This window comes from Rhodococcus sp. CX (genome assembly GCF_015865005.1).
In the GTDB taxonomy this organism is placed as follows: domain Bacteria; phylum Actinomycetota; class Actinomycetes; order Mycobacteriales; family Mycobacteriaceae; genus Rhodococcus.
This window is the reverse complement of record NZ_JADZGH010000146.1, coordinates 11,659-35,278: the sequence shown is the minus strand read 5'-3', so window position 1 is coordinate 35,278 and position 23,620 is coordinate 11,659. Positions and strand designations below refer to the sequence as shown.

Sequence of the window (23,620 nt, the reverse complement as noted above, 5' to 3'; positions counted from 1 at the left end):
CTTAGGCTGATGCTCCGTGCGCGCACTGCTGATCGTGAATCCCCATGCGACGACGACCACTCCCGCGGGCCGGGACCGGCTCGCACACGCGCTCGGGGGCGCCGTCGCACTCACCGTGGCGCACACGACACATCGCGGTCACGCCGCAGAACTGGCCCGCTCCGCCCACGCCGACGGCATGGACGTGATCGTCGCGCACGGCGGGGACGGCACCGTCAACGAGATCGTCAACGGCCTGCTGGGGTCCCCGTCCGACCCTGCGGATCCGACGTTGCCGCTGCTGGCCGTCGTGCCGGGCGGTTCCGCGAACGTGTTCGCGCGGTCGCTGGGAATGTCCGCCGACCCGATGGAGGCCACCGAGCAACTGCTCGGACTGCTCGCCGAGCGCACGCACCGCCGGATCGGGCTCGGTCACTGCGTGGGCCGCTGGTTCGTCTTCAACGCCGGACTGGGCCTCGATGCCCAGGTCTGTGAGGCGATCGACATCAGCCGGGACGGCGGCAAGAAGGTCACCACCGCCCGGTACGTGCGGCACGCGATCGCTCAGTTCTTCGCGTCCAAGCGCGCCGAGCCCGCCCTCACGGTCGAATTGCCGGACCGCGATCCGGTGTCCGGGGTCTATTACGCGTTCGTGTCGAATTCGAGCCCGTGGACGTTCCTGGACACGCGCCCGGTCCACACCAATCCGGGCACCTCGTTCGACACGGGTCTGGGCGTCTTCGCGATGCGCACGATGGCCGTGTTGCCGAGCCTGCGCGTCATCACACAGTTCCTTGCGCGGAACGGCGACCCCCGTTCGAAACATCTGTTGCGGGCCGACGACGTGGAACGGGTACGGGTGGTCTCCTCCCGGCCGATCGGTCTGCAGGTCGACGGCGACTACCTGGGCCTTCACGAGGAGGTCGAGTTCGTGTCGGTGCCCGCAATACTCGATGTGGTGGCTCCCGCGCGATGAATTCCAACAATGGGATTATGTGAATTGGGTTACATTTCCGCTGTCAAGGGTGTAAAAAGTTAGATCGGCAACATGCCTGAACACCGGTGGCGTGAGCTTGCCCACGGTCGGGGCGAATTCTATTGACTTCACGCTCGTTCGTGAAAGCATTCACAAGTAACCGCGCGGAAACACATGTCGGACGCGCGCACGAACTTGCAGCAACCAATCACCCCCGGTGCAGAGCACCTTCGAAGGAGAGTAGAAGCATGGACTGGCGCCACAAGGCAATCTGTCGCGACGAGGATCCGGAGCTGTTCTTCCCCGTGGGAAACAGCGGCCCGGCCATCGCGCAGATTGCTGATGCCAAGCTCGTGTGCAACCGCTGCCCGGTCGTCGCGGACTGCCTGTCCTGGGCCCTCGAGTCCGGTCAGGACGCCGGGGTCTGGGGTGGAATGAGCGAGGACGAGCGTCGCGCGCTCAAGCGTCGCAACGCCCGTACCCGCGCCCGCACCGCCGTCTAGACAGAGCACGGACGCCACCCTGCCTCACGGCGGGGCGGTCGTCGCAGGGCAAGAGGACAGCCCGGCACCATTTCGGGTGCCGGGCTTTTGTCTGCCCGCGGCAGGTCCGCGACCCGGGTACGCGGCGACTCCGGGTACGCAGCGCCCGAGAAGCGGTACGGACCCCCGGTCAGTTCACCGGCACCCGGCCCAGCGGCAGCCGCAGATGCGCGTCGGTGCCGCCCGACTCCCCCCGCTCGAGCCGCAGCGTCCCGCCGAGCTCTGCAGCGACCAGCGTCCGCACGATCTGCAACCCGAGCCGGTCGGCCTCCTCGAGCACGAAACCTTCCGGCAGGCCCTTGCCGTCGTCGTGGACGACCACGTCGAGCCACCGCGCCGAACGGTCCGCACGCAGCGTCACGGTCCCGTGCGCGCCCGGCTCGAATGCGTGCTCGACGGAGTTCTGCACCAGCTCGGTCAGCACCATGACGAGTGGGGTGGCCCGGTCCGCCGGGAACACGCCGAGACTGCCTTCGCGTCGCACCCGGATCTGGTTGCCCACCGTCGCGACGTCGATGACGATCGGGATCAACCGGTCGACGACATCGTCCAGGTCCACTTCCTCGTCGACGGACATCGACAGCGCCTCGTGCACCAGCGCGATCGACGTCACGCGTCGCACCGCCTCCCCGAGGGCCTGCTGGGCCTCGGCGTTCCCGGTGCGCCGCGCCTGCAGCCGCAGCAGCGCCGCGACCGTCTGCAGGTTGTTCTTCACCCGGTGATGGATCTCGCGGATCGTCGCGTCCTTGCTCAGCAACGCGCGGTCGCGACGCTTGACCTCGGTGACGTCGCGGATCACCACCGCCGCGCCCTCGAGTCGGCCGCCGGGTGCCAGAACCAGCGCCCGCAGCAACACCGTCGCACCGCGCGCCTCGATCTCCATGCGCTGACCGATACGGCCCTGCACGGCACCGCTGAGGTAGTCGGCGACGTCGCCGCTCTCGAACGGATCGGTGACCAGCGCCCTCGTCGTCTCGATCAGGTCCTGGCCGACCAGGTCGGAGTTCAGACCCATGCGGTGGTAGGCGGACAGAGCGTTGGGGCTCGCGTACACCACGCGCCCCTCACGGTCGAGACGGATGAACCCGTCACCGGCGCGCGGGCTCGACTTGGTGTCCGACCGGGACTCCGGCGTCGGGAACGTGCCCTCGCAGATCATCCGGTACAGCGCGTCGGCGCATTCCAGATAGGCAGTCTCGAGCGCACTCGTCGAACGACGGGACACGCGCGCGGCATCGCGGCTCAGCACCGCGATGACCTTGCCGTCCCAGCGCACCGGCACGGCCTGGCGGCGCAGCGGCACCGGGTCGTTCGGATCGACGTCCGCGACGACGATCTTTCCGCTCTCGAACGCCTTCCGGACGTACGGGTGCTCGTCCTCGGACACGATCGTCCCGACGGAGTCCTCGGGCAGCACGGTCGAGGCCGTGGTGGGCCGGCACTGGGCGACGCACACGATGTCGCTGGGTTCCGCATTGACCCACAGCAGCACGTCCGCGAACGACAGATCCGCGAGCAACTGCCATTCCCCGACGACGCGCTGGAGATGGTCCACCGCCGCACCCGGCAGGTCGGTGTGCTGGGCGAGCAGGGCACTGAGTGTGGACACCGGTTTCCCGCCGTTCAGGAGATGACTGCGATGAGATCGCCCGCCTGGATGACATCACCCACGGCGACATCGAGCGCGGTGACCGTGCCGGCGGACTCGGCGATGACCGGGATCTCCATCTTCATCGATTCGAGGATCACGAGGGTGTCGCCCACGTCGACGACGTCCCCCTTGCTCACCACCACCTCGAAGACGGTGGAAACCATCTCGGCGCGTACGTCTTCAGCCATCGAAACCCCAATCCGTGGACGTGACGGTGGACCTGCCGACAGGCCCACCCAACCACACGTGAAACACTGTAATGAACGAGAAAGGAGTCCCGACCATGGGTAAGCGAGGCCGCAAGAAGCGCAGCCGCAAGGGTAACGCCGCCAACCACGGTAAGCGTCCCAACGCCTGAGGCGTAGGCACAGACGTCGAAGGGGCCGGAAAGCACACGCTTTCCGGCCCCTTCGATGGTTCTCGGGCGGTTCGATCGGCCTTCGGCCGTCAGCCCTCCGTCTCGGTGCGCTTCACCACGACGTTCCGGCGGATCTCGATCATCAGGCGTTCCCGCAGCCCTTCGGGAGCGTGCTCGCCCCCGCACTTGCGGCTGAGCAACGATTTGATCTTCTCCTCGATGCCGTACGCCTCGAGGCACGGGCCGCACTCGTGCAGGTGATGCTCCAGCCGCGCGCGGGACGTCTCGTCGCACTCGGAGTCGAGCAGCAGGTACACGTCCGCGATCACCGCGGAGCAGTCGATCGGTTCGAATTCGGTCGGCTCGCTCACCGAGCTCCCCCCTTCTCGTTCGCGGTCTTCGTTTCTGCTGCCGCGGCGACGGCGGCGTCGACCGCGCCGTCCCGGTTGAATCCCCGTTCACGCGCCACGTCGGCGAGCAGGCCGCGCAGCTGCTTGCGTCCGCGATGCAGGCGCGACATCACCGTGCCGATGGGCGTGCCCATGATCTCGGCGATCTCCTTGTAGGGGAATCCTTCGACGTCGGCGTAGTACACAGCCATCCGGAACTCCTCGGGAAGTTCCTGCAGCGCCTGCTTGATCGCGTCGTCCGGCAGCGCGTCGAGGGCCTCGACCTCGGCCGACCGCAGACCGGTGGACATGTGTTCGGCGGTCGCGGCGAGCTGCCAGTCGGTGATCTCGTCCGTCGGATACTGCGCCGGTTGACGCTGCTTCTTGCGGTACGAGTTGATGTAGGTGTTCGTCAGGATCCGGTACAACCACGCCTTGAGGTTGGTGCCTTCCTTGAACGACGCGAACGCCGAGAACGCCTTGATGAACGTCTCCTGGACCAGATCCTCCGCGTCCGACGGGTTGCGGGTCATCCGCAGGGCCGCGCCGTAGAGCTGGTCCAGCATCGGCAGCGCGTCACGCTCGAACCGTTCGGCCAGCTCCGCACCTGACTCTTCGACCACACCGATCCCTTCACTTGCCGTATCCGTGAAGGCTACCGGCCGCGGTGGGCACAGCACAGGCACGCGGTACTCCGATCACTGTTCGATCACTGTTCGTCGTTCACGGTCGTCCCCCGACCGGGGGCGGCCACCCCGGATCAACAACGCGTCCGGGCGAGTTGTTCCCCGTGGCCGGCGCTGTCCTGGAACGTGCGGCCCTAGAGTGTCCGGCATGGCCTCGACCTCCACGCCCGCGACGAAACTGCTGACCCGGGAGAAGGTGTCGCACCGGGTTCACGAATACGACCACGACGCCCGCGCCGCGTCGTACGGCACCGAGGCCGTCGACGTGCTGGGCGAGCGGCTCGGCGTCGAGGCCGCGCAGATCTTCAAGACGCTGGTGGTGAAGCTGTCCGACGGCAAACTCGCGGTCGCGGTGATCCCGGTGCCGGCCAAGCTCTCCCTCAAGGCCGCGGCCGGGGCACTCGGTGGCGGTAAGGCGGTGATGGCCGAACGCGCCGACGCCGAACGCGCCACCGGGTACGTGCTCGGCGGGATCTCTCCGCTCGGCCAGCGCAGCCGGTTGCGCACGGTCGTCGATTCGTCCGCGCAGAATTGGGAGCAGGTGCTGTGCAGCGCGGGCCGCCGCGGGCTGGAAATCGAACTGGCGCCCGCCGATCTGATCCGGCTGACCGGCGCGGTCGTGGCCCCGATCACCGCAGGCCCGTAGCCCTTTCCCTGCCCGATCCTCCACCCGTCGCGACGGGTCGCGATCTCTGTGATGGTTGACACACCTTCGGGAATGAATGTACATTCACTCACAGTGAAGGGGCATTCATTCACATCGCGAAACACCCCGCGAACCCGAGCTGACGAGGAGTCACCATGTCCGGATTCGAAGACATCACCTACGAGGTCGAAGACCACGCCGCGATCATCACGATCAACCGCCCGGAGCGCTACAACGCCTTCCGCGGCAAGACGGTCGAAGAACTGATCAAGGCGTTCCGCTCCGCCTGGGCCGACAGCCGTGTCGCCGCGATCATCCTCACCGGCGCGGGCGAGAAGGCGTTCTGCACCGGAGGCGACGTCAAACAGCGCGCCGAGACCGGCGACTACGGCCCCACCGAGTCCGGCATGTTCGAAATCGGCAACCTGCACAAGCTGATTCGCGACGTCCCCAAGCCCGTCATCGCGGCGGTCAACGGCATCGCCGTCGGCGGCGGTCACGTCCTGCACGTCCTGTGCGACCTGACGATCGCCTCGGAGAACGCGAAGTTCGGCCAGGCCGGCCCGCGTGTCGGTTCGTTCGACGCCGGCTTCGGCTCCGCCTTCCTCGCCCGCGTCGTCGGAGAGAAGCGCGCCCGCGAGATCTGGTACCTGTGCCGCCAGTACGACGCCGCCACCGCCGAGCGCTGGGGTCTGGTGAATTGGGTTGTCCCGCAGGACAAGCTGCTCGAGGAGGCCAAGGCGATCGTCGCCGAGATCGCCGAGAAGAGCCCCACCGCGATCCGATTCCTCAAGCAGTCGTTCAACGCCGACACCGACCACCAGGCCGGGCTGAGCAATCTCGCGATGTCCGCACTCGACCTGTTCGGCAAGTCCGACGAAGGACTCGAGGGAGCCAAGGCCTTCGCGGAGAAGCGCCCCGCCGACTTCGCCAAGTACGTCAACGCCTGATCCGCCGGTCACACCCCTCGAAAGGACATTCCGCAATGGGCAACATCGCATTGGTGACCGGCGCCGGCTCCGGTATCGGCAAGGCCATCGCGCTGGCGTTCGCCGCGCAGGGCGACCGAGTGATCGCCGCCGACCTCGATCTCGCCGCCGCCGAAGCCACCGCCAAGGAGAACACCGAACTCATCACCGCTCTGCCGGTGGACATCTCGGTCCGCGCCCAGGTCGACGAACTGCGCGATCGGACCTTCGCCGAGGTAGGCGTCCCCAACGTCGTCGTCAACGCCGCCGGCTGGGACCGGACCGACCAATTCCTCAACGCGACACCGGAATTCGCGGAGAAGGTCGTAGCGATCAACTACCTCGGCCCGGTGCACGTCTGCAGCGCTTTCCTCCCCGGCATGATCGACGCGGGCAACGGGGGCCGCGTGATCAACCTCGCGTCCGACGCCGGCCGCGTCGGCAGCTCCGGCGAGTCCATCTACGCGGGCGCGAAAGGCGGCGTCATCGCCCTCACCAAGTCGCTCGCACGAGAGATGGCCCGCCACGGCATCTCCGTCAACTGCGTCTGCCCCGGCCCCACCGACACCCCGCTGTTCCAGGCGCAGGACGAGAAGCTCAAGGCAGCACTGATCAAAGCGATTCCGTTCCGCCGGCTCGCCCGGCCCGAGGAGGTCGCCGCGCCCGTCCTGTTCTTCGCATCGGAATCCGCGTCGTTCATCACCGGCCAGGTGATCAGCGTCAGCGGCGGCCTCACCATGGCCGGCTGAACCGGCAACCAGGAGGGACGGACACCATGACCGCGTCGTACAACGCCCGGGCCTACCGGGAGTACTTCGAGAACGATTTCACGTACCTCAACGGCTTCCGGCGCAACACCGGGCGGTTCGGGAACCGGATCGCCGTCAGCGATCCGGACACCGGACAGCAGTGGACCTACGCCCAGCTCGGTGCACGGGTGGACCGCATCGCGACCGGTCTCGCGGACGCCGGGGTGGTCGCCGGGGACGTCGTCGCCTACCAGCTGTTCAACGGTGTCGAATTCGCCGAGCTGTATCTCGCCACCCAGGCCGTGGGCGCGGTCGGGTCACCGGTGAACTACCGCCTCGCCGCCGGGGAGACGGCCTTCGTGCTGGACAAGAGCGCGCCGACGGTGTTCGTCTACGACACCGAACTCACCGACACGGTGCGCGAGGCGTTACGGCTCGCGCAGCACACCCCGAAGGTGATCGTGGCGGTCGGCGACGGCGACCCCGTCGAAGCGGACGGCGTCACCGTGATCCGCTACGGTCACCTGGCCGCCGACCGCGTGGCCCTGCCGCCGCTGCACCGCACGGTGTGGGACGAGACCACCCGCCTCTACACCTCCGGCACCACCGGAATGCCGAAGGGCGTGCCGCTCAACAGCATGATCGAGGTCTTCAGCGCGCACGACGTGATCATGCACTTCCCGCTGACCCCCGAGGACCGGACGCTCAACATGACGCCGTGGTTCCACCGCGGCGGCCTGTACTCCGGCGGCCCGAACCCGGTGTTCTACGTCGGCGGTGAGGTGGTGCCGCTGCGGACGTTCGACGCGGACCGGGTGCTCGATCTCGTCGCCGAGCGCGGACTGACGTTCCTCATCGGCGCCCCCACCAACCTCGCGATGCTCGCCACCGCCCAGGAGGCACGCCCGCGCGACCTGTCCAGCCTGCGCGGCATCGTGACGATGGGCGCCCCGCTCGAACGCGAAGCGGCGCTGCGCTACCAGCAGGTGCTCAACCCCCGGATCTTCAACGGCTACGGCAGCACCGAAGGGTTCTGGAACACCTTCCTGCGGCCGGCGGACCTGCCCGACCGGGCCGGCAGTGCGGGCCGCGCCTGCACCGACGACGACGTCCGCGTGGTCCGCGTGTACGCGGACCGGCTCGCGGATCCGGACGACGTGGTCGCCAAGGACGACGAGGACGTCGGTGAGATCATCGTCCGCTCCCCCAAGTGCGCCAACGCCTACTTCGACTCCCCCGATCAGGAGAAGGCGAAGTTCCACCGCGGATGGCTGCACATCGGCGACCTCGGCACGTGGGACGCCGACGAATTCGTCACCGTCGTCGGCCGCAAGGACGACATGCTCGTCTCCGGCGGGGAGAACGTCCACCCGGTGCAGGTCGAAGAAGCCCTCAACGCCCATCCCCAGGTGCGTGACTCGCTCGTCGTCGGCGTTCCCCACGACACGTGGGGCCGGATCGTCGTGGCCTACATCGTCGCCGAGGAACCCACCCTGACCGCCGATGCCCTCGACGCCCACTGCCGGGACCACCCGATGCTGTCGTCGTTCAAACGACCGCGCGCCTACCGCTTCGTCGAGTCGCTGCCGGTCAGCGCGACCGGCAAGAAACTCCACTACCGGGCGACCGACACCGCCGCCGGCGAGTACGCCGCCGGCCTGTTCACGACCCCCACGGCCTCGAAGATCGCCCGGTGAGCACCGCCGCACCCGGGCCAAGGACGGACACCATGAACGCACGACTGGAATACGACTCCGAACACCGGCAGTTCCGCGAGGTCGCCCGCGACTTCGTCCGGGACCGGATCACCCCGGTGCACGAGGACTGGGAACGGGCGTCGCGCCTCGACCGGTCCCTGTTCACCGACGCCGGCAAACTCGGGCTGCTCGGTTTCTCCGTCGACGAGAAGTACGGCGGCCCCGGCGTCGACGACTTCCGCTACAACGCCATCCTCATCGACGAAGTCAACCGCGCCGGGAACGCCGCCGCAGGCATCGCATTCTCCCTGCAGAACGACGTGGTCCTGCCCTATCTCACGGACATGACCGACGACGAGCAGAAGGCCCGATGGCTGCCCGGCGTCGTGACCGGCGAGACGGTGCTGGGCATCGCGATGACCGAGCCCGGCGCCGGCAGCGACCTGACCGGCATCCGCACCACCGCCGTCCGCGACGGCGACCACTACGTGGTCGACGGAGCCAAGACGTTCATCTCCAACGGACAGAACGGGGACCTGTTCGTCGTCGCGACCCGCACCTCGCCCGACCCGCACAACGGGCTGACGCTGCTCGTCGTCGAGGCCGACACCCCCGGGTTCTCCCGCGGACGCAACCTCGAGAAGATCGGCCTGCACGCCCAGGACACCAGCGAGCTGACCTTCACCGGCATGCGTGTGCCGGTCGCGAACCGGCTCGGCGAGGAGGGACAGGGCTTCCACCAGCTCGTGCACAACCTGCCGCAGGAACGACTCTCGCTGTCGATCGGCGCAGTCGCCGCCGCGGAGGGGGTGTTCGCGCAGACCGTCGAGTACGTCAAGGAACGCAAGGCGTTCGGCAAGCCGGTGGCCGGCTTCCAGAACACCCGGTTCGTGCTCGCGGAACTGGCCACCGAACTGGATCTGGCCCGCACCTTCCTCGAGGACTGCATCGCCGAGCACGTCGCCGGTGAGCTGTCCGCGGCCCGCGCGGCGCGGCTCAAGTGGTGGACGACCGAACTGCAGGTGCGCGTGGCGGACCGCTGCCTGCAACTGCACGGCGGCTACGGATACATGCGCGAATACGCGGTGTCCCGCGCGTTCGTCGACGCCCGCATCCAGACGATCTACGGCGGCACCACCGAGATCATGAAGACGATCGTCGCCAAGGACCTGGGCATCTGAGACTACCGGGCGAATTGCGTTCCGGAACAACACGATCCACCATCGGAAACGGAGAAGCCATGACTGTCCTCGTCGGACGCGAAGGCCACGTCGGCATCATCACCCTCGACCGTCCCGCCGTGAACGCGTTCGACGAGGAGCAGACCGCCGGATTCGCCGCGGCGGTCGCGGAACTCGGCGCCGACACCCACGTGCGGTCGCTGCTGATCCGCGGGGTGGGCCGGCACTTCTGCGGTGGAGCCGACATCGCGATGATGGACTCCTGGCGGACCGCCCCCGATCGCCGCGAACGTCTCGCCCGTTTCGCCGAGAGCCTCCAGGAAGCTCTGGAGACGCTGGCGGAGCTGCCGAAACCGTCGATCGCGGCGATCACCGGCGCCGCGACCGGCGGCGGCCTCGAACTGGCGCTGGCCTGCGACTTCCGCATCGCCGGCACGTCCTCCCGGATCGGCCTGCCCGAGGTCGGGCTCGGGCTGCTACCCGGCGCCGGCGGAACCCAGCGGCTGACCCGGATCGCCGGGCCCGCCGTCGCCACCCGGCTCGTCCTCGGCGCCGAACTCGTCGACGGAGCGGAGGCGCACCGGCTCGGGATCGTGCACTGGGTGGTCGACGGCGGTGTCGAGGAGGCTGCGATGCGGCACGCGCAGCGGCTCGCGGCACTGCCTCCGGCCGCCTACGGCGCGGCCAAGCGCTGCATCGCCGCCGCACGCGGCACCGACGGTTTCGCCACCGAGATCGACGAGATCGGCCGGCTCATCGAGACCGACGAGACGGCCCGGCTGCTCGAACGGTTCGTGACCGCCGCACGCTGACCGGGCCCATCCGCCCGATCGGTACTGTGAATCCACCCATCGGCGACGAGGAGCACCCACCATGACCACCCGAGACGACGCGCTGAACGTCGACGAGGCCGTGCGCGCCGTGCGCGCCCACTCGCGTCGCAAGCAGGTGCTCGAGGCCGCGGTGCGCCTGATGGAACAGACCGGATTCCACCAGATGTCGATGCAGGCCCTCGCCGACGAGGCGGGGGTCAGCGTCGGCCTGATCTACAAGTACTTCGGCGGCAAGGAGGACGTGCTCCTCGCGACCGTCACCTCGATCCTCGACGCCTTCCGCGACCAGCTGGAACCGGCGATGGACGCCGTCGGCGACGACCCGGTCGAGCGGTTGGCGGCGGGCATGCGGCGCTATCTCGAGGTCGTCGACACCAACCTCGACGCGGTGGTCCTGACCTACCGGGAGAGCCGCACGCTCGACAAGACGGGCCGGGAACGTATCAAGGAACTCGAGGTCGCCACTGCGGCACCGCTGCGCGCCACCCTCGAAACCGGCATCGCGTCCGGGGAGTTCAGCCCGGTCGACGTCGACCTCATCGTCTTCGACTTCATGCTCCTCGCCCACGGGTGGGCGCTGAAGCAGTGGCACTTCGGCCGGCACTACACACTCGACGAGTACACGACCCTGCAGATCCGGTTCGTGCTGAACTCGATCGTGCCCGCCGACCGTCGCGCGCGGTACCCGCACCTGCTCCGGCTGGCCTAGCGTCTACAAGAGAGCCATCTGCTCGCCGCTCCCGTCGTCGGGCACGAGCAGCTCGGGACCGTTGTTGCGCACGCTGTTGACCTTCGGGGAGACCCGGCGGACCGAGATCGCCGAGACCGCCTCGAGGCTCGGACGGATCAGGTCCGGATGCCCCAGGCTGTCCGGGTCCAGCCAGGCGTCCCACCGGTCCGGCGGCAGGATCAGCGGCATCCGCTCGTGGACGTTGCGCAACTGCGCGACCGAGTCGGCGGTGAGGATCGTGGTGCTGACCAGCGGCGCCGCGTCGGGAACCTTCGGGTCGCGCCACACCGCCCACAGGCCCGCCATGCAGATCCGCGAACCGTCCTCCGGGGACATGTAGTACGGCACCTTCGAGGTCTTCCCGTCCGGTGTCGGTTCGACCTGCCACTCGTACCAGCCGTCCATCGGCACCAGGCAGCGCTTGTACCGCAGCGACTGCGCGAACGACGGCTTCGTGGCCACCGACTCGGAGCGGGCATTGAACAGCGGCGCGCTTCTGCCGATCTCCTTCGCGAACGGCGGCACGAGACCCCACCGCATGCGACGGATCCGCCGCGTGACCGGCTCGTCCGGATTCTCGCGATCGTGCCGGGCGACGACGGTGAGCACCCGGGTCGTCGGGGCGACGTTGAAATTGACGGCGTCGAAGTCGGTGGTGCTGTCGCTACCGTCTCCTCCCCCGCCCGTCTCGTCGATCGCGTCGAGTTCCGCCCCGAGGGTCGCCGGGTCCGCCGTCGTCGCATACCTGCCGCACATAGGGCGAGTCTGACAGCCGGCTCCGACGACCACTTCCCCGCGTCGGACGCGCCGGGTGCACACCCGGCTGCGACGATGGGAGAAGATGGTCGGGTGAGTCTGTGGAGAGCCCCCCGAGCCGAGTCCCCCGTCGACGCGATCGTGACACTGCCCGGATCCAAGTCGATCACCAACCGCGCGCTGATCCTCGCCGCCCTCGCCGACGGTCCCTCGACGATCACCGGGGCCCTGCGCAGCCGCGACACCGACCTGATGATCGCTGCCCTGGGCGGACTGGGCACGACGATCACCGAGCGTGACGGCGGCACCACCCTCGACGTCGCTCCCGGCGACCTGCACGGCGGCGAGGTCGCCTGCGGGCTCGCCGGCACCGTCATGCGGTTCGTGCCGCCGCTCGCGGCACTCGCCGACGGGGACGTCTTCTTCGACGGCGACGAGCAGGCCAAGACCCGGCCGATGGGAACCGTCCTGGACGCCCTGCGTTCCCTCGGCGCCGACATCGACGGCGAGCGGCTGCCGTTCACCGTGCACGGCGCCGGCGCACTGCGCGGCGGAACCGTCACCATCGACGCGTCCGGGTCCTCGCAGTTCGTCAGCGGCCTGCTGCTGTCGGCCGCCCGCTACGACGAGGGCGTCACCGTCCGGCACAGCGGCGAGCCGGTGCCGTCGATGCCGCACATCGACATGACCGTCGAGATGCTGCGCGCCGCCGGTGTCGACGTCGACACCGCCGACGCGAACACATGGCGTGTGGCGCCGGGCCCGATCCGGGCGATCGACGTCGAGGTCGAACCGGACCTGTCGAACGCGACGCCCTTCCTCGCCGCCGCGGCCGTCACCGGCGGCGCGGTGTCGGTCCCGATGTGGCCGAAGTCGACCACGCAGGCCGGAGACGCGATCCGCGACATTCTCGAGCGGATGGGCGCGACCGTCACCTGGTCGGACGGCACCCTGACGGTGCGCGGCCCCGAGCGGCTCACCGGCATCGACATCGACCTGCACGACGTCGGGGAACTCGCCCCGACCGTCGCGGCCCTCGCCGCTCTCGCGACGACCCCGTCGCAGCTGCGCGGCATCGCGCACCTGCGCGGCCACGAGACCGACCGGCTCGCGGCGCTGGTGACCGAGATCGCCCGGCTCGGCGGATCGGCGACCGAAACCGAGGACGGACTGCGTATCGAACCGGCCACCCTGCACGGCGGCCAGTGGCAGTCCTACGCCGATCACCGCATGGCCACCGCCGGGGCGATCATCGGTCTCGTCGTCGACGACGTCGACGTCCACGACATCGGCACGACCTCCAAGACGCTGCCCGGATTCGAGTCGCTGTGGGCGGCGATGTTGACGGGAGCGCGCTCCTGAACCGGCGGCGCCGCCAGTACGACGAGTCCGACGTCCGGGTCCGCCCGGGCAAGGGCTCGCGGCCGCGCACCAAGGATCGACCCGCCCACCTCGACGCCGTCGAGGGCATGGTCGTCTCCGTCGACCGCGGTCGCTGGGGCGTGGTGCTCGGCGGCGACCCGAACCGCCCGATCGTGGCGATGCGCGCCCGCGAACTCGGCCGCACCCCGATCGTGGTCGGTGATCGCGTCGGCGTCGTCGGCGACCTGTCGGGCCGTCCTGACACGCTCGCGCGGATCGTGCGGGTCCACGACCGCGAGACGGTGCTGCGACGCACCGCCGACGACACCGATCCGTTCGAGCGGATCGTAGTCGCGAACGCGCAGCGGCTGCTCATCGTCGTCGCGCTCGCCGATCCGCCGCCGCGGACCGGTCTGGTCGAACGTGCGCTGGTCGCGGCCTATGCCGGCGGACTGACCCCCGTGCTGGGCCTGACGAAGTCCGATCTCGCCGACCCCGCCGAGTTCACCGCCCAGTTCGCGGATCTGGACCTGCCGGTGATGCTGGTCGGCAAGGACGACGACCTGACCGAGCTCACCGAGCTGATCACCGATTCGGTGACGGCGCTGATCGGGCACTCCGGCGTGGGCAAGTCGACGCTGGTCAACCGGCTGGTGCCGGACGCGGCCCGCGCGACCGGCGAGGTCTCCGGCGTCGGCAAGGGCCGGCACACCTCGACCCAATCGGTCGCTCTGCCGTTGCCCGGCGGCGGCTGGGTCGTCGACACCCCCGGCATCCGCTCGTTCGGGCTCGCGCACATCTCCGCGGAGAACGTCGTCGCCGCGTTCTCCGACCTGGCCGAGGCGGTGGAGGACTGCCCGCGCGGGTGCACCCACCTCGGCCCCCCGGCCGACCCGGAGTGCGCGCTCGACAACCTCGAGGGCAAGTCGTTGCGCCGCGCCCAGGCCGTGCGGGGACTGCTCACGGCGCTCACCGAGAACGAAGCCTGGTGACGCGGATCGGCCCCCGGCTCCGAAAAGGAGCCGGGGGCCGATCCGTAGCAGCAGAGTCGCTCAGCGCATCCCCAGGACGCGACGGACGAATCCGCGCTTGCGGGTCTTCTCGATCGCGGTGGCCAGTCCGACCCGGCGACCGGTGAGCGGATCGATCTCGGCCTTGCCGCCGAAACCGCGTTCCGATGCCGTCTCGGGAGCGGCGTCCCGGGTGTCCTTGAGGTACTTGTCGGGCAGCGACAGCTTCGCGATGGTGCGCCACGACTTCCAGTACTGCACCGCGAGCGGACCCGTGGTGTACGGAAGGTCGTACTTCTCGCACAGCGCCTTCACCCGGAGCGAGATCTCGTGGTACCGGTTGGACGGCAGGTCCGGGAAGATGTGGTGCTCGATCTGGTAGCTGAGGTTGCCGGTCATGAAGTCCATGACGCGGCCACCGGAGATGTTGGCCGAACCGAGCATCTGCCGCAGGTACCACTCGGCGCGCGTTTCGTTCTCGACGTCTGCCTTGGTGAACTTCTCGGCACCGTCCGGGAAGTGCCCGCAGAAGATCACGGCGTTGGTCCAGATGTTGCGCACGAAGTTCGCGGTCGCATTCGCGGTGAGCGTCGACTTCCAGGCCTTGCCGGTCAGCGCCGGGTGCACCACGTAGTCCTTGAGCGTCTGCTTGCCGAGCTTGACGAGCACCTCGCTACCGAGTTCCTTGGTGCGCTCGCGGTCGTCGCGACCCTGGATGACCTTGCCGAGCTCGAGCAGCTGGATCGCGATGCCGTACTGGAACAGCGACGCGAGGATCGCGTTGTAGGCGACGTTGCCGAGGTAGAACGGCTTCCAGCGCTGGTCGCGGGTCACGCGCAGCAGCCCGTATCCCACGTCGTCGTCCATGCCGAGGATGTTCGTGTACTTGTGGTGCAGGTAGTTGTGGGTCTGCTTCCAGTGCGCCGACGGATCGACGTTGTCCCACTCCCAGTTCGCCGAATGCACCTCGGGGTCGTTCATCCAGTCCCACTGCCCGTGCATCACGTTGTGCCCGAGCTCCATGTTCTCGATGATCTTCGAGAGCGAGAGCATGGCGGTGCCCAGGACCCACAGCGAGCGCTTGCGGGAACCGAAGAGCACTGCGCGCCCGCCGACTTCGAGTCCACGCTGGAGCCGGATCGTGTTGCGCACGTAGCGGGCGTCCCGCTCACCGCGCGCCTCCTCGATGTCGCGGCGGATGGCGTCGAGTTCGCGGCCGATGGCCTCGACGTCGGCCTCCGTCAGGTGCGCATACTCTTTGATGTCCGAAATGGCCATGCGGCTACCCTACCGTAAGTTACGGCTCCGTAGGTTAGCCGGATCCACGCTGTGAGGGGAATCACAATCAAGATCGTTTCGCGCGGCGAGCGGCGAGTTTCGCCTCCGCCTGGGCGCGCAACGCCGTCAGCAGACCCCGGCGCCGGCCCGTCACCGGATCCACCGCGAGCTCCGCGGCCCAGGCGCCCTGCACCCGCGAGAACTTGCGCTCGGACGAGGTCTCCGGGGCGTCGTCCGACGTGGCGCGCAGGAACCGGTCCGGCAACGCGAGCTTGTGGATGGTCCGCAACGCGAGCAGATACTGCCGGCCGAGCGAACCGGTCGTGTACGGAAGGTCGTATTTCGCGCACAGCGCGCGCACCCGGGCCGCGATCTCCGGATACCGATTGCTCGGCAGATCCGGGAACAGATGGTGCTCGATCTGGTAGCTCAGGTTCCCCGTCAGGAATCCCATCACCGGACCGCCGGAGATGTTCGCGCTGCCGAGCAGCTGCCGCAGATACCACTGCGCGTGCGTCTCGTTCTCGAACTGGTCGACGGTGAACTTCTCGGCCCCGTCCGGGAAGTGCCCGCAGAAGATCACCGCGTACGCCCACAGGTTCCGGACCAGGTTCGCGGTGAGATTCGCGGACAGCGTGCTGCGCCAGGCCGGGCCCGTCAACGCGGGGAACAACACCACGTCCTTGACGACCTGACGGGCCGCCTTGCGCGCAAAGTCCTTGTTGGGCTGCGAATTCCACTGCACGTGCGGAACCCCGTCGGCCTCCTTCTGCGCCGACAGGTCGTGCAGGGCGATGCCCCACTCGAAGGTCGCGGCGAGGATCACGTTCGCGATCGGCTGGAGCAGGTTGCGCGGCCGCCACGCCTCGTCGCGGGTCATCCGCAGGATCCCGAATCCCACGTCCTCGTCCATGCCGACGATGTTCGTGTACGTGTGGTGCGCGTAGTTGTGGGCACGCTTCCAGTGCGCCGACGGCCCCGTCTGATCCCACTCCCACGTGGAGTGGATCTCCGGGTCGTTCATCCAGTCCCACTGCCCGTGCATCACGTTGTGCCCGAGCTCCATGTTCTCGATGATCTTCGCGAGCGAGAGCATCCCGGCACCCAGCACCCACAACGGACGTCGGCGGGAGCCGAACAGCACCGCCCGCCCACTGAGCTCGAGCACCCGCTGCAGCCGGATCGTGTTGCGGATGTAGCGGGCGTCCCGCACCCCGCGCGAGTCCTCGACGTCACGGCGGATCGCGTCGAACTCACGACCCAGCGCTTCGATGTCCGAATCGCTGAGGTGCGCGAACGCGCGGATGTCGGTGATGGCCACTCAGGGTCCTTGCTGTGGAACGGGCGGTGGGCGTCAGGCGTCGAGAGTGCAGTCCCCGGCAGCCGCGGAAATGCAGGTCTGGACACGCTCACCCTCGGCGTGTTCCTGGCCGGACCGCAGATCGACGATGTGCCCCTTCTCGAGCGGGACCACACAAGTCTGACAGATCCCCATCCGGCATCCGAACGGCATCAGTGCGCCGACGCTCTCACCGGCCTCGAGCAATGTGGTCGCGCCGTCGACGGTGACGGTCTTGCCCGACTTCGCGAAGGTCACGGTGCCGCCGGAACCGGAGGTGTCGGCGCGGGTGACCGCGAACCGCTCGAGGTGCAGACGATCCTCGATGCCGGCCTTCTTCCAGAATGCCTCGATGTCGTCGAGCATCTGCTGCGGTCCGCACGCCCAGGTCTGACGCTCACGCCAGTCGGGGCAGACCTCGTCGAGCCGGTCCAGGGTGAACTTCCCCTGCGAGCGGGTGAGCTGGACGTGCGACCGGAACCGGTCGTGCGTGGCGTCGAACTTCTCGAGCTCGGCACGGAACATCACGTCGTCCGCGGTCGGCGCCGAGTGCACGTGCACGACGTCGGGCAGCTCGACGGCGCGGTCGACCGCGCGACGGTCGAGCGTGCGCAGCATCGACATGATCGGGGTGATCCCACTGCCGGCGGTGAGCATCAGGATCCGCTCCGGCGGCGGGTCGGGCAGCACGAAGTCGCCCTTCGGTGCCGCGAGCCGCACGATCGTGCCCGCGGGCACGCCGGTGACGAGGTGGCTCGACAGGAAGCCTTCCGGCATCGCCTTGACCGCGATCGAGATGAGCTTGTCGTTCCAGGTGGGCGACGATGTCAGCGAGTAGGACCGCCAGTGCCACCGGCCGTCGATGTGCAGGCCGATGCCGATGTACTGACCCGGGTTGTAGCCGAAGTCGAATCCCCAGCCGGGCTTGATGACGAGGGTTGCCGAATCCGTCGTCTCCGGGCGCACCTCGACGATGCGGCCACGCAGCTCACGCGCGGACCACAGCGGGTTGACCAGGTGCAGATAGTCGTCGGGCAGCAGCGGGGTCGTGAATCGCGCGACCGCGCCTCGTACGAGATTCGACACGGATCGCTCGGACGCCGAGACGTGCGCCGCGGGACGCTCGATCCACTCCTTCAAACCCATCGACCACTTCTCCTCACCCGGTATGCCTACGGTGCCGTAGGTTACCAGAAAGCTACGGTGGCGTAGGTTACGGACACGTGGTCGACAAACAGCTGGAACGGATCCGGAACTAGAGCAGTTCCAGAAGGAACGGCAACTCCTGCGGCGCATACCAGGCGAGCTGGTGGTCCTCCGCGTCGCCGAGCACGAACTCGGCTTCCTCGTCACCCATGTCCGCGGCGTCGATGACCTCGACGGCCCGCGCCACGTCCGCTTCGGCTCCTTCGAGGTCGACGTGCACCGACGCCACCGACTTCAGCGTGACGGGCGCGGCGAGGCGGACGACCGCATCGTCGAGATCCGGACGCGGGGTGGCCTCCTCGACGTCCGCGGCCACCACCACCCGACGCACCGGCAGATCCTTCGCCGACTCGTCGGTGGCCGATTCGTCGTCCACCCGTGCCGCCAGGAGCCGCAGCGAGGCCCGGGCGGCCTCCGCCATGGCGACCTCGGCGAGTTCGTCGTCGTCCCCGGACGTGTAGGCCTCGCGCAGCGCGGCCGTCACCGCGAACGCCGTGCGGTTCACCGCTTCGACCTCGCCGTCGGCCACCAGCCGCTGCAGCATGTCGATCGTGGCCGGCACGTAGACCCGCGTCTTGCCCTTACCTACTGGCATCCAACAACTCCTCGAGTGCTTCCTGGAGCAGCGACGTCAGGACCCCCACATCGGGCATCGCATCGCGGTCCGCGTTCAAACCGTAGTAGACGGACCCGTCGTAGGACGTCAGCGCAATGCTCAACGCCTGGTTCTTCAGCAGCGGCGACACCGGGTACATCTCCAGGACCGGTATGCCGGCCAGGTAGAGCGGGTGCTGCGGGCCGGGTGCGTTGGTGATCATCAGATTGAACATGCGCTGCGAGAAGCCGCTGGCCACCCGCACCCCCACCGCGTGCATGGTGGCCGGTGCGAAACCGGACAACCGGATCATGGCCTGCGCCGCGATGCGGCGGCGCTGCCGCGCGTAGGCCTCACCGGCGTGCGCGATGTGCGACAACCGCACCACCGCGTTCGGCTCCCCCACCGGCAGGTCGACGAGGAAGGTCGACACCTCCCCCTGCGGGTGCACCTGGATCGTCTCGGCACCGTCGGCGTCGTCGGCGTCCGCCGGATCCTGCGTGTACACCGACATCGGCACCATCGCGCGCACCACCGACGCCTCGGTCACCGGTTCGCCGCGCGAGAGCAGCCAATAGCGCAACGCCCCGGAGATCACCGCGAGCACGACGTCGTTGATGGTGCAGCCGTACCGGGAATGGATCTTGCGGTACAACTCCAGATCGGACCGCACCACCGCGAACCGGCGGCTGCGCGAGATCGATTCGTTGAGCGGGCTCTCCGGCGCCGACTGTGCGGCGGTCCGCGCCAGGCGCCCGACCACGTCGACGGCCTCGGTCGCCGTGGCGGCGAGGTTGCCCACGGCCGAACGCAGCAGCGCGATGCCCTCTCCCGGTCGCGCGACCAGGTCGGCGAGCGCACCGACCACGAGCGCGGTGTCCGACGGTTCCTGCTCCGGCATCCACAGCTCTTCGGGCACCTGCCGGGGTTCGACATCGGAATCGAAGAGAACCTGCCCGATGTCCAGCGCGTCCTCACCGTCGACGAGCGCCGAATGCGACTTCGTGAACAGCGCACACCGGCTTCCCTCGAGCCCCTCGACGAGGTACATCTCCCACAGCGGGCGGGTCCGGTCCAGCGGACGCGATATCAGCCGCGCCAGCAGATCGTGCAACTGGTCGTCCGATCCGGGGCGGGGCAGCGCCGAACGGCGCACGTGGTAGGCGATGTCGAAGTCGCGGTCGTCCACCCACACCGGCCGCGCCAGTCCCAGCGCCACCTCCCGCACCTTCTGCCGATACCGCGGTACCTCCGAGATACGGCGTTCCACGAGCTGCAGCAGCGTCTCGAAGTCCAAGCCGCCCTCCGGTTCGGAGAGGATCGCCAGCGACCCGATGTGCATCGGCGTGTTCGTCGTCTCCAGGAAGTAGAACGATGCGTCCTGCGCGGTCATGCGGGTCGTCATCTGCGAGTGTCCCCCTCACCCCGGTCCGTGACCGTGTCCCCTGCCGCCGAGGTCTCAGGCGCCGAGGTCACGGGCGCCTCGTCGGCGCTCAGCTCGAAGAGTACGGTCAGTTCTGCCACAACGGCATCCGGACACTCGTGGTGCACTCCCACCATCCCGGTGGCGGCCGCTGCGCGCACGTTCACGACGAGGTCGTCGACGAAGACGCACTGCGCCGGTTCCAGTCCCAGTCGCTGCGCCACCAGCAGATAACTCCGCGGGTCGGGTTTGGCCACGCCCACGTCACCGGAGAGCACCACCTCGTCGACGAAGCGCCCACCGCCGAGCTCGCGCAGCCGGTCCGCTCCGGGCCCACCCGGGTCGTTGCTGAGGATCGCCGTCCGCACACCTCGTCCGCGCAACGCGGCCACCACGCCTGCGAGCGCACGCCCGTCCGTGCCGGGTCCCGCGAGCACCCCACCGAAATCCAAGACCAATCCCCGCACGTATCCACCCTAGAGTTCGTGCGCCGGTCTCTGCGACAGGAGCGTCCCGGCGGGCACGGAGTGTCTCGACGGGCACACGCGCCGCAGCTGTGGCACGATGACCGCGGCTCCGTCCTCTCCCGGGGTCGACCCGTGCACCGTCGCGGGTCGCGACCGTCACGCACGTCACCAGGGAGATGCATGTCCGAAAACCCCGGGATCCGCCACGTCCTGCGGATCCCTCCGTACGAGCCACCCGCCCGGCACAACTGCGATCGGCCCCGCCGGTACGCGACGCGGCGCACCACCACGCACGACGGCAGATCACCCCGCCCGGCCCGGTCGGGGCCGGCCACTCCTCCGCACACAGCGGCAATCGATCCGACGGCGAGCGCATTCGCCGAACGCGCGGTGCGGCTGGTGCTCGAAGTTCTCGACCGGCGGCGGCCGGAGACGCAACTGGAGACGGTGCTCGATCCCGTCCTGCGCGACGCGATGGCGCCCGCACGGTCGGCATCCCCGGGTGCGGGCAGTGCGACGTTGCTGCGCACCCGCTTGCGTGCCGTCGACGCCGATACCGCGGAACTGTTCGGTTCCTACACGCGTGGCCATCGCGTTCTCGCGCTGGCCGGTCGCATCAGCCGGGTCGCGCCATCGCGCCGGGCCCCGCACGGCTGGCTCATCACCTCGCTGTGGCTGGGCTGATCCGGCGCGACGACCGACGGCCGACGATCGGCGTTCAGCGGCGGCGGGAACCGCCCTTGGCGTCCTTGCGGGCGGCCGCGCGACGCTCCTTGCGGCTGCCGGCCTGCGCTGCCGCGGCGGCCCCGCCGGTGCGGCTGACCTGCGCGCTGCCGTCCTCGGCGGGACCCGAGTAGGTCAGGCGCTGCTGCCGGCCCCCGTCGTCGAGGCCTTTCGCACGCAGCGGGGCCGGGGCGGGAGCAGGTGCCGGAGCCGGGGTCGGCTTGGTCAGCGACGGCGCGTTCTGCGCGGCCGTGGCGGCGGAGGCCGCCGTCACGCTGACCCCGCCCGCTGCCGGTGCCTGCGGCTGCGCCGCTTCGACCTGCAGGTTGAACAGGAACCCGACCGACTCCTCCTTGAGCGCGTCGAGCATGCCGGTGAACATGTCGAAGCCCTCGCGCTGGTACTCCACCAGCGGGTCGCGCTGCGCCATCGCGCGCAGCCCGATGCCTTCCTTGAGGTAGTCCATCTCGTAGAGGTGCTCGCGCCACTTGCGGTCGAGCACCGACAGCAGGACACGACGCTCGAGTTCGCGCATCGCGCCCTCACCCGCGATGCTCTCGATCTCGGCCTCACGCCGCGCGTACGCCTTCTCCGCGTCCTCGAGCAGGATCTCCCGCAGCTCGTCACGGCCGAGGTCCTCGTTCGCCGCGACCAGTTCCTTGTAGTCGACCCCGACGGGGTAGAGCGTCCGGAGGGCGGTCCACAACTGCTCGAGATCCCAGTCCTCGACGTAGCCCTCGGAGGTGGCGCCGTCGACGTAGGCGGTGACCACGTCGCGGATCATCGACTCGATCTGACCCTCGAGGTTCTCTCCGCGCAGGATCCGGCGGCGCTCGTCGTAGATGACGGTGCGCTGCTGGTTCATCACCTCGTCGTACTTGAGGACGTTCTTGCGGATCTCGAAGTTCTGCTGCTCGACCTGCGTCTGGGCGCTCTTGATGGCCTTCGAGACCATCTTCGCCTCGATCGGCACGTCGTCGGGCAGGTTGAGCCGCGTCATGATCGATTCGAGCGCGGCGCCGTTGAAGCGGCGCATCAGCTCGTCACCGAGCGAGAGGTAGAACCGGGACTCGCCGGGATCGCCCTGACGTCCGGAACGGCCGCGGAGCTGGTTGTCGATACGCCGGGACTCGTGCCGTTCGGTGCCGAGCACGTACAGGCCGCCTGCCGCCTTGACCTTCTCGGCGTCCGCCTTGACCTCGGCCTTGATCTTCTCGAGGGTGTCGTCCCACGCGGCCTCGTATTCCTCGGGCGTGTGCACGGGATCCAGGCCGCCGCGACGCAGCGCGATGTCGGCGAGAATGTCCGGGTTGCCGCCGAGCACGATGTCGGTACCGCGACCGGCCATGTTCGTCGCGACGGTCACCGCACCGGAGCGTCCGGCCTCGGCGATGATCTGCGCTTCCTGCTCGTGGAACTTCGCGTTGAGCACGCTGTGGACGACGCCGCGCCTGGTCAGCTGCCGCGACAGGTACTCCGAACGCTCGACGCTGGTGGTACCGATGAGGACCGGCTGGCCCTTCTGGTGCCGCTCGACCACGTCGTCGACGACGGCTGCGAACTTCGCTTCCTCCGTCTTGTAGATCAGGTCGCCCTGGTCGACGCGGATCATCTCCCGGTTCGTCGGGATGGGGATGACGCCGAGGCCGTAGATCTGGTGCAGCTCGGCTGCCTCGGTCTCGGCGGTACCCGTCATACCCGAGAGCTTGTCGTAGAGACGGAAGTAGTTCTGCAGCGTGATCGTGGCGAGGGTCTGGTTCTCGGCCTTGATCTCGACCTTCTCCTTGGCCTCGATCGCCTGGTGCATGCCCTCGTTGTAGCGGCGGCCCGTCAGCACGCGGCCGGTGAACTCGTCGACGATGACGACCTCGCCGTCGCGGACGATGTAGTCCTTGTCCTTGGTGTAGAGCTCCTTGGCCTTGATGGCGTTGTTGAGGTAGCTCACCAGCGGCGAGTTCGCGGCCTCGTACAGGTTGTCGATGCCGAGCTGGTCCTCGACGAACTCGACGCCCGCCTCGTGGACACCGACGGTCCGCTTGCGGATGTCGATCTCGTAGTGGGTCTCCGGTTGGAGCA

At 68.7% G+C, this 23,620-nt stretch carries 25 protein-coding genes; 13 read left to right on the top strand and 12 right to left on the bottom strand.

Annotated features, from left to right (window positions below; all coding sequences use genetic code 11):
- Window positions 1-16: 16 nt before the first annotated feature.
- Together I0Q12_RS15620 and I0Q12_RS15615 are read left to right on the top strand one after the other, a co-directional pair.
- Window positions 17-955, top strand: coding sequence for a diacylglycerol kinase family protein (locus I0Q12_RS15620; RefSeq protein WP_197252779.1), 939 nt, complete (start codon window positions 17-19; stop codon window positions 953-955).
- Between the two features lie 248 nt (window positions 956-1,203).
- Complete coding sequence (locus I0Q12_RS15615) at window positions 1,204-1,458, top strand: WhiB family transcriptional regulator (protein WP_068157905.1); 255 nt, start codon at window positions 1,204-1,206, stop codon at window positions 1,456-1,458.
- 169 nt (window positions 1,459-1,627) lie between these two features.
- On the opposite strand, the gene I0Q12_RS15610 is transcribed toward I0Q12_RS15615, so the two are convergent.
- Both I0Q12_RS15610 and I0Q12_RS15605 read right to left on the bottom strand, forming a co-directional pair.
- Complete coding sequence (locus I0Q12_RS15610; RefSeq protein WP_197252778.1) at window positions 1,628-3,106, bottom strand: sensor histidine kinase; 1,479 nt, start codon at window positions 3,104-3,106, stop codon at window positions 1,628-1,630.
- A 14-nt stretch (window positions 3,107-3,120) separates the two neighbouring features.
- A complete protein-coding gene (locus I0Q12_RS15605) occupies window positions 3,121-3,336 on the bottom strand; it encodes a biotin/lipoyl-binding carrier protein (protein WP_197252777.1) in 216 nt (71 codons plus the stop codon).
- 95 nt (window positions 3,337-3,431) lie between these two features.
- On the opposite strand from I0Q12_RS15605, the gene I0Q12_RS35115 reads away from it, so the two are divergent.
- On the top strand, window positions 3,432-3,506 hold the full coding sequence (locus I0Q12_RS35115) for a 50S ribosomal protein bL37 (protein ID WP_022597109.1): 75 nt from the start codon (window positions 3,432-3,434) through the stop codon (window positions 3,504-3,506).
- Window positions 3,507-3,595: 89 nt separating this feature from the next.
- On the opposite strand, the gene rsrA is transcribed toward I0Q12_RS35115, so the two are convergent.
- Window positions 3,596-3,877 (bottom strand): mycothiol system anti-sigma-R factor, encoded by a 282-nt coding sequence (gene rsrA / locus I0Q12_RS15600; RefSeq protein ID WP_197252776.1) that lies wholly within the window; start codon window positions 3,875-3,877, stop codon window positions 3,596-3,598.
- Window positions 3,874-4,518 carry a sigma-70 family RNA polymerase sigma factor gene (locus I0Q12_RS15595; protein ID WP_197252775.1) on the bottom strand — a complete coding sequence of 215 codons (645 nt, stop codon included), beginning with the start codon at window positions 4,516-4,518 and terminating at the stop codon, window positions 3,874-3,876. The genes rsrA and I0Q12_RS15595 overlap by 4 nt, the downstream gene beginning before the upstream one ends.
- 211 nt (window positions 4,519-4,729) lie before the next feature.
- On the opposite strand from I0Q12_RS15595, the gene ybaK reads away from it, so the two are divergent.
- The 7 genes from ybaK (at window position 4,730) to I0Q12_RS15560 (ending at window position 11,364) form a co-directional block, all read left to right on the top strand.
- Window positions 4,730-5,227 carry a Cys-tRNA(Pro) deacylase gene (gene ybaK / locus I0Q12_RS15590; RefSeq protein ID WP_197252774.1) on the top strand — a complete coding sequence of 166 codons (498 nt, stop codon included), beginning with the start codon at window positions 4,730-4,732 and terminating at the stop codon, window positions 5,225-5,227.
- A 155-nt stretch (window positions 5,228-5,382) separates the two neighbouring features.
- Window positions 5,383-6,177 (top strand): enoyl-CoA hydratase-related protein, encoded by a 795-nt coding sequence (locus tag I0Q12_RS15585; RefSeq protein ID WP_197252773.1) that lies wholly within the window; start codon window positions 5,383-5,385, stop codon window positions 6,175-6,177.
- Window positions 6,178-6,212: 35 nt separating this feature from the next.
- Window positions 6,213-6,944, top strand: coding sequence for an SDR family NAD(P)-dependent oxidoreductase (locus I0Q12_RS15580; protein ID WP_197252772.1), 732 nt, complete (start codon window positions 6,213-6,215; stop codon window positions 6,942-6,944).
- Window positions 6,945-6,970: 26 nt separating this feature from the next.
- Window positions 6,971-8,641 (top strand): class I adenylate-forming enzyme family protein, encoded by a 1,671-nt coding sequence (locus I0Q12_RS15575; RefSeq protein WP_197252771.1) that lies wholly within the window; start codon window positions 6,971-6,973, stop codon window positions 8,639-8,641.
- 32 nt (window positions 8,642-8,673) lie between these two features.
- A complete protein-coding gene (locus I0Q12_RS15570) occupies window positions 8,674-9,822 on the top strand; it encodes an acyl-CoA dehydrogenase family protein (RefSeq protein ID WP_197252770.1) in 1,149 nt (382 codons plus the stop codon).
- Between the two features lie 59 nt (window positions 9,823-9,881).
- Window positions 9,882-10,634, top strand: a complete 753-nt coding sequence (locus I0Q12_RS15565) for an enoyl-CoA hydratase/isomerase family protein (protein ID WP_197252769.1) — start codon at window positions 9,882-9,884, stop codon at window positions 10,632-10,634.
- A 61-nt stretch (window positions 10,635-10,695) separates the two neighbouring features.
- Window positions 10,696-11,364: a TetR/AcrR family transcriptional regulator gene (locus I0Q12_RS15560; protein ID WP_197252768.1), complete on the top strand. Its 669-nt coding sequence runs from the start codon at window positions 10,696-10,698 to the stop codon at window positions 11,362-11,364.
- A 3-nt stretch (window positions 11,365-11,367) separates the two neighbouring features.
- Here the strand turns inward: I0Q12_RS15560 and I0Q12_RS15555 are convergent, their stop codons facing one another.
- Complete coding sequence (locus tag I0Q12_RS15555; RefSeq protein WP_197252767.1) at window positions 11,368-12,141, bottom strand: SOS response-associated peptidase; 774 nt, start codon at window positions 12,139-12,141, stop codon at window positions 11,368-11,370.
- A 75-nt stretch (window positions 12,142-12,216) separates the two neighbouring features.
- Here I0Q12_RS15555 and aroA point away from each other — a divergent pair, with 75 nt between their 5' ends.
- Together aroA and rsgA are read left to right on the top strand one after the other, a co-directional pair.
- Entirely contained in the window at window positions 12,217-13,503 is a 1,287-nt protein-coding gene (gene aroA, locus I0Q12_RS15550; protein ID WP_197252766.1) for a 3-phosphoshikimate 1-carboxyvinyltransferase, read from the top strand.
- Complete coding sequence (gene rsgA / locus I0Q12_RS15545; RefSeq protein WP_197252765.1) at window positions 13,470-14,495, top strand: ribosome small subunit-dependent GTPase A; 1,026 nt, start codon at window positions 13,470-13,472, stop codon at window positions 14,493-14,495. Before aroA ends, rsgA begins: the two co-directional genes overlap by 34 nt.
- A gap of 60 nt (window positions 14,496-14,555) precedes the next feature.
- Here rsgA and I0Q12_RS15540 read toward each other — a convergent pair whose 3' ends face one another.
- The 6 genes from I0Q12_RS15540 to I0Q12_RS15515 form a co-directional block, all read right to left on the bottom strand.
- Window positions 14,556-15,791, bottom strand: coding sequence for an acyl-CoA desaturase (locus I0Q12_RS15540; protein WP_197252764.1), 1,236 nt, complete (start codon window positions 15,789-15,791; stop codon window positions 14,556-14,558).
- Window positions 15,792-15,858: 67 nt separating this feature from the next.
- Entirely contained in the window at window positions 15,859-17,112 is a 1,254-nt protein-coding gene (locus I0Q12_RS15535) for a fatty acid desaturase (protein WP_197252763.1), read from the bottom strand.
- A gap of 33 nt (window positions 17,113-17,145) precedes the next feature.
- Window positions 17,146-18,276, bottom strand: a complete 1,131-nt coding sequence (locus tag I0Q12_RS15530) for a ferredoxin reductase (RefSeq protein WP_197252762.1) — start codon at window positions 18,274-18,276, stop codon at window positions 17,146-17,148.
- A 109-nt stretch (window positions 18,277-18,385) separates the two neighbouring features.
- The gene (locus I0Q12_RS15525; RefSeq protein ID WP_197252761.1) at window positions 18,386-18,931 is read right to left on the bottom strand and encodes a hypothetical protein; all 546 of its coding nucleotides are present in this window, start codon (window positions 18,929-18,931) and stop codon (window positions 18,386-18,388) included.
- On the bottom strand, window positions 18,918-20,336 hold the full coding sequence (locus I0Q12_RS15520; RefSeq protein WP_197252760.1) for a wax ester/triacylglycerol synthase family O-acyltransferase: 1,419 nt from the start codon (window positions 20,334-20,336) through the stop codon (window positions 18,918-18,920). Before I0Q12_RS15520 ends, I0Q12_RS15525 begins: the two co-directional genes overlap by 14 nt.
- Window positions 20,333-20,821 carry an HAD-IA family hydrolase gene (locus I0Q12_RS15515; protein ID WP_197252759.1) on the bottom strand — a complete coding sequence of 163 codons (489 nt, stop codon included), beginning with the start codon at window positions 20,819-20,821 and terminating at the stop codon, window positions 20,333-20,335. Before I0Q12_RS15515 ends, I0Q12_RS15520 begins: the two co-directional genes overlap by 4 nt.
- A gap of 180 nt (window positions 20,822-21,001) precedes the next feature.
- Between I0Q12_RS15515 and I0Q12_RS15510 the strand changes: the two genes are divergently transcribed.
- On the top strand, window positions 21,002-21,505 hold the full coding sequence (locus I0Q12_RS15510; protein ID WP_197252758.1) for an Rv3235 family protein: 504 nt from the start codon (window positions 21,002-21,004) through the stop codon (window positions 21,503-21,505).
- 34 nt (window positions 21,506-21,539) lie between these two features.
- On the opposite strand, the gene secA is transcribed toward I0Q12_RS15510, so the two are convergent.
- A partial coding sequence (secA, locus tag I0Q12_RS15505; RefSeq protein WP_197252757.1) for a preprotein translocase subunit SecA occupies window positions 21,540-23,620 on the bottom strand: 2,081 nt, incomplete at its 5' end.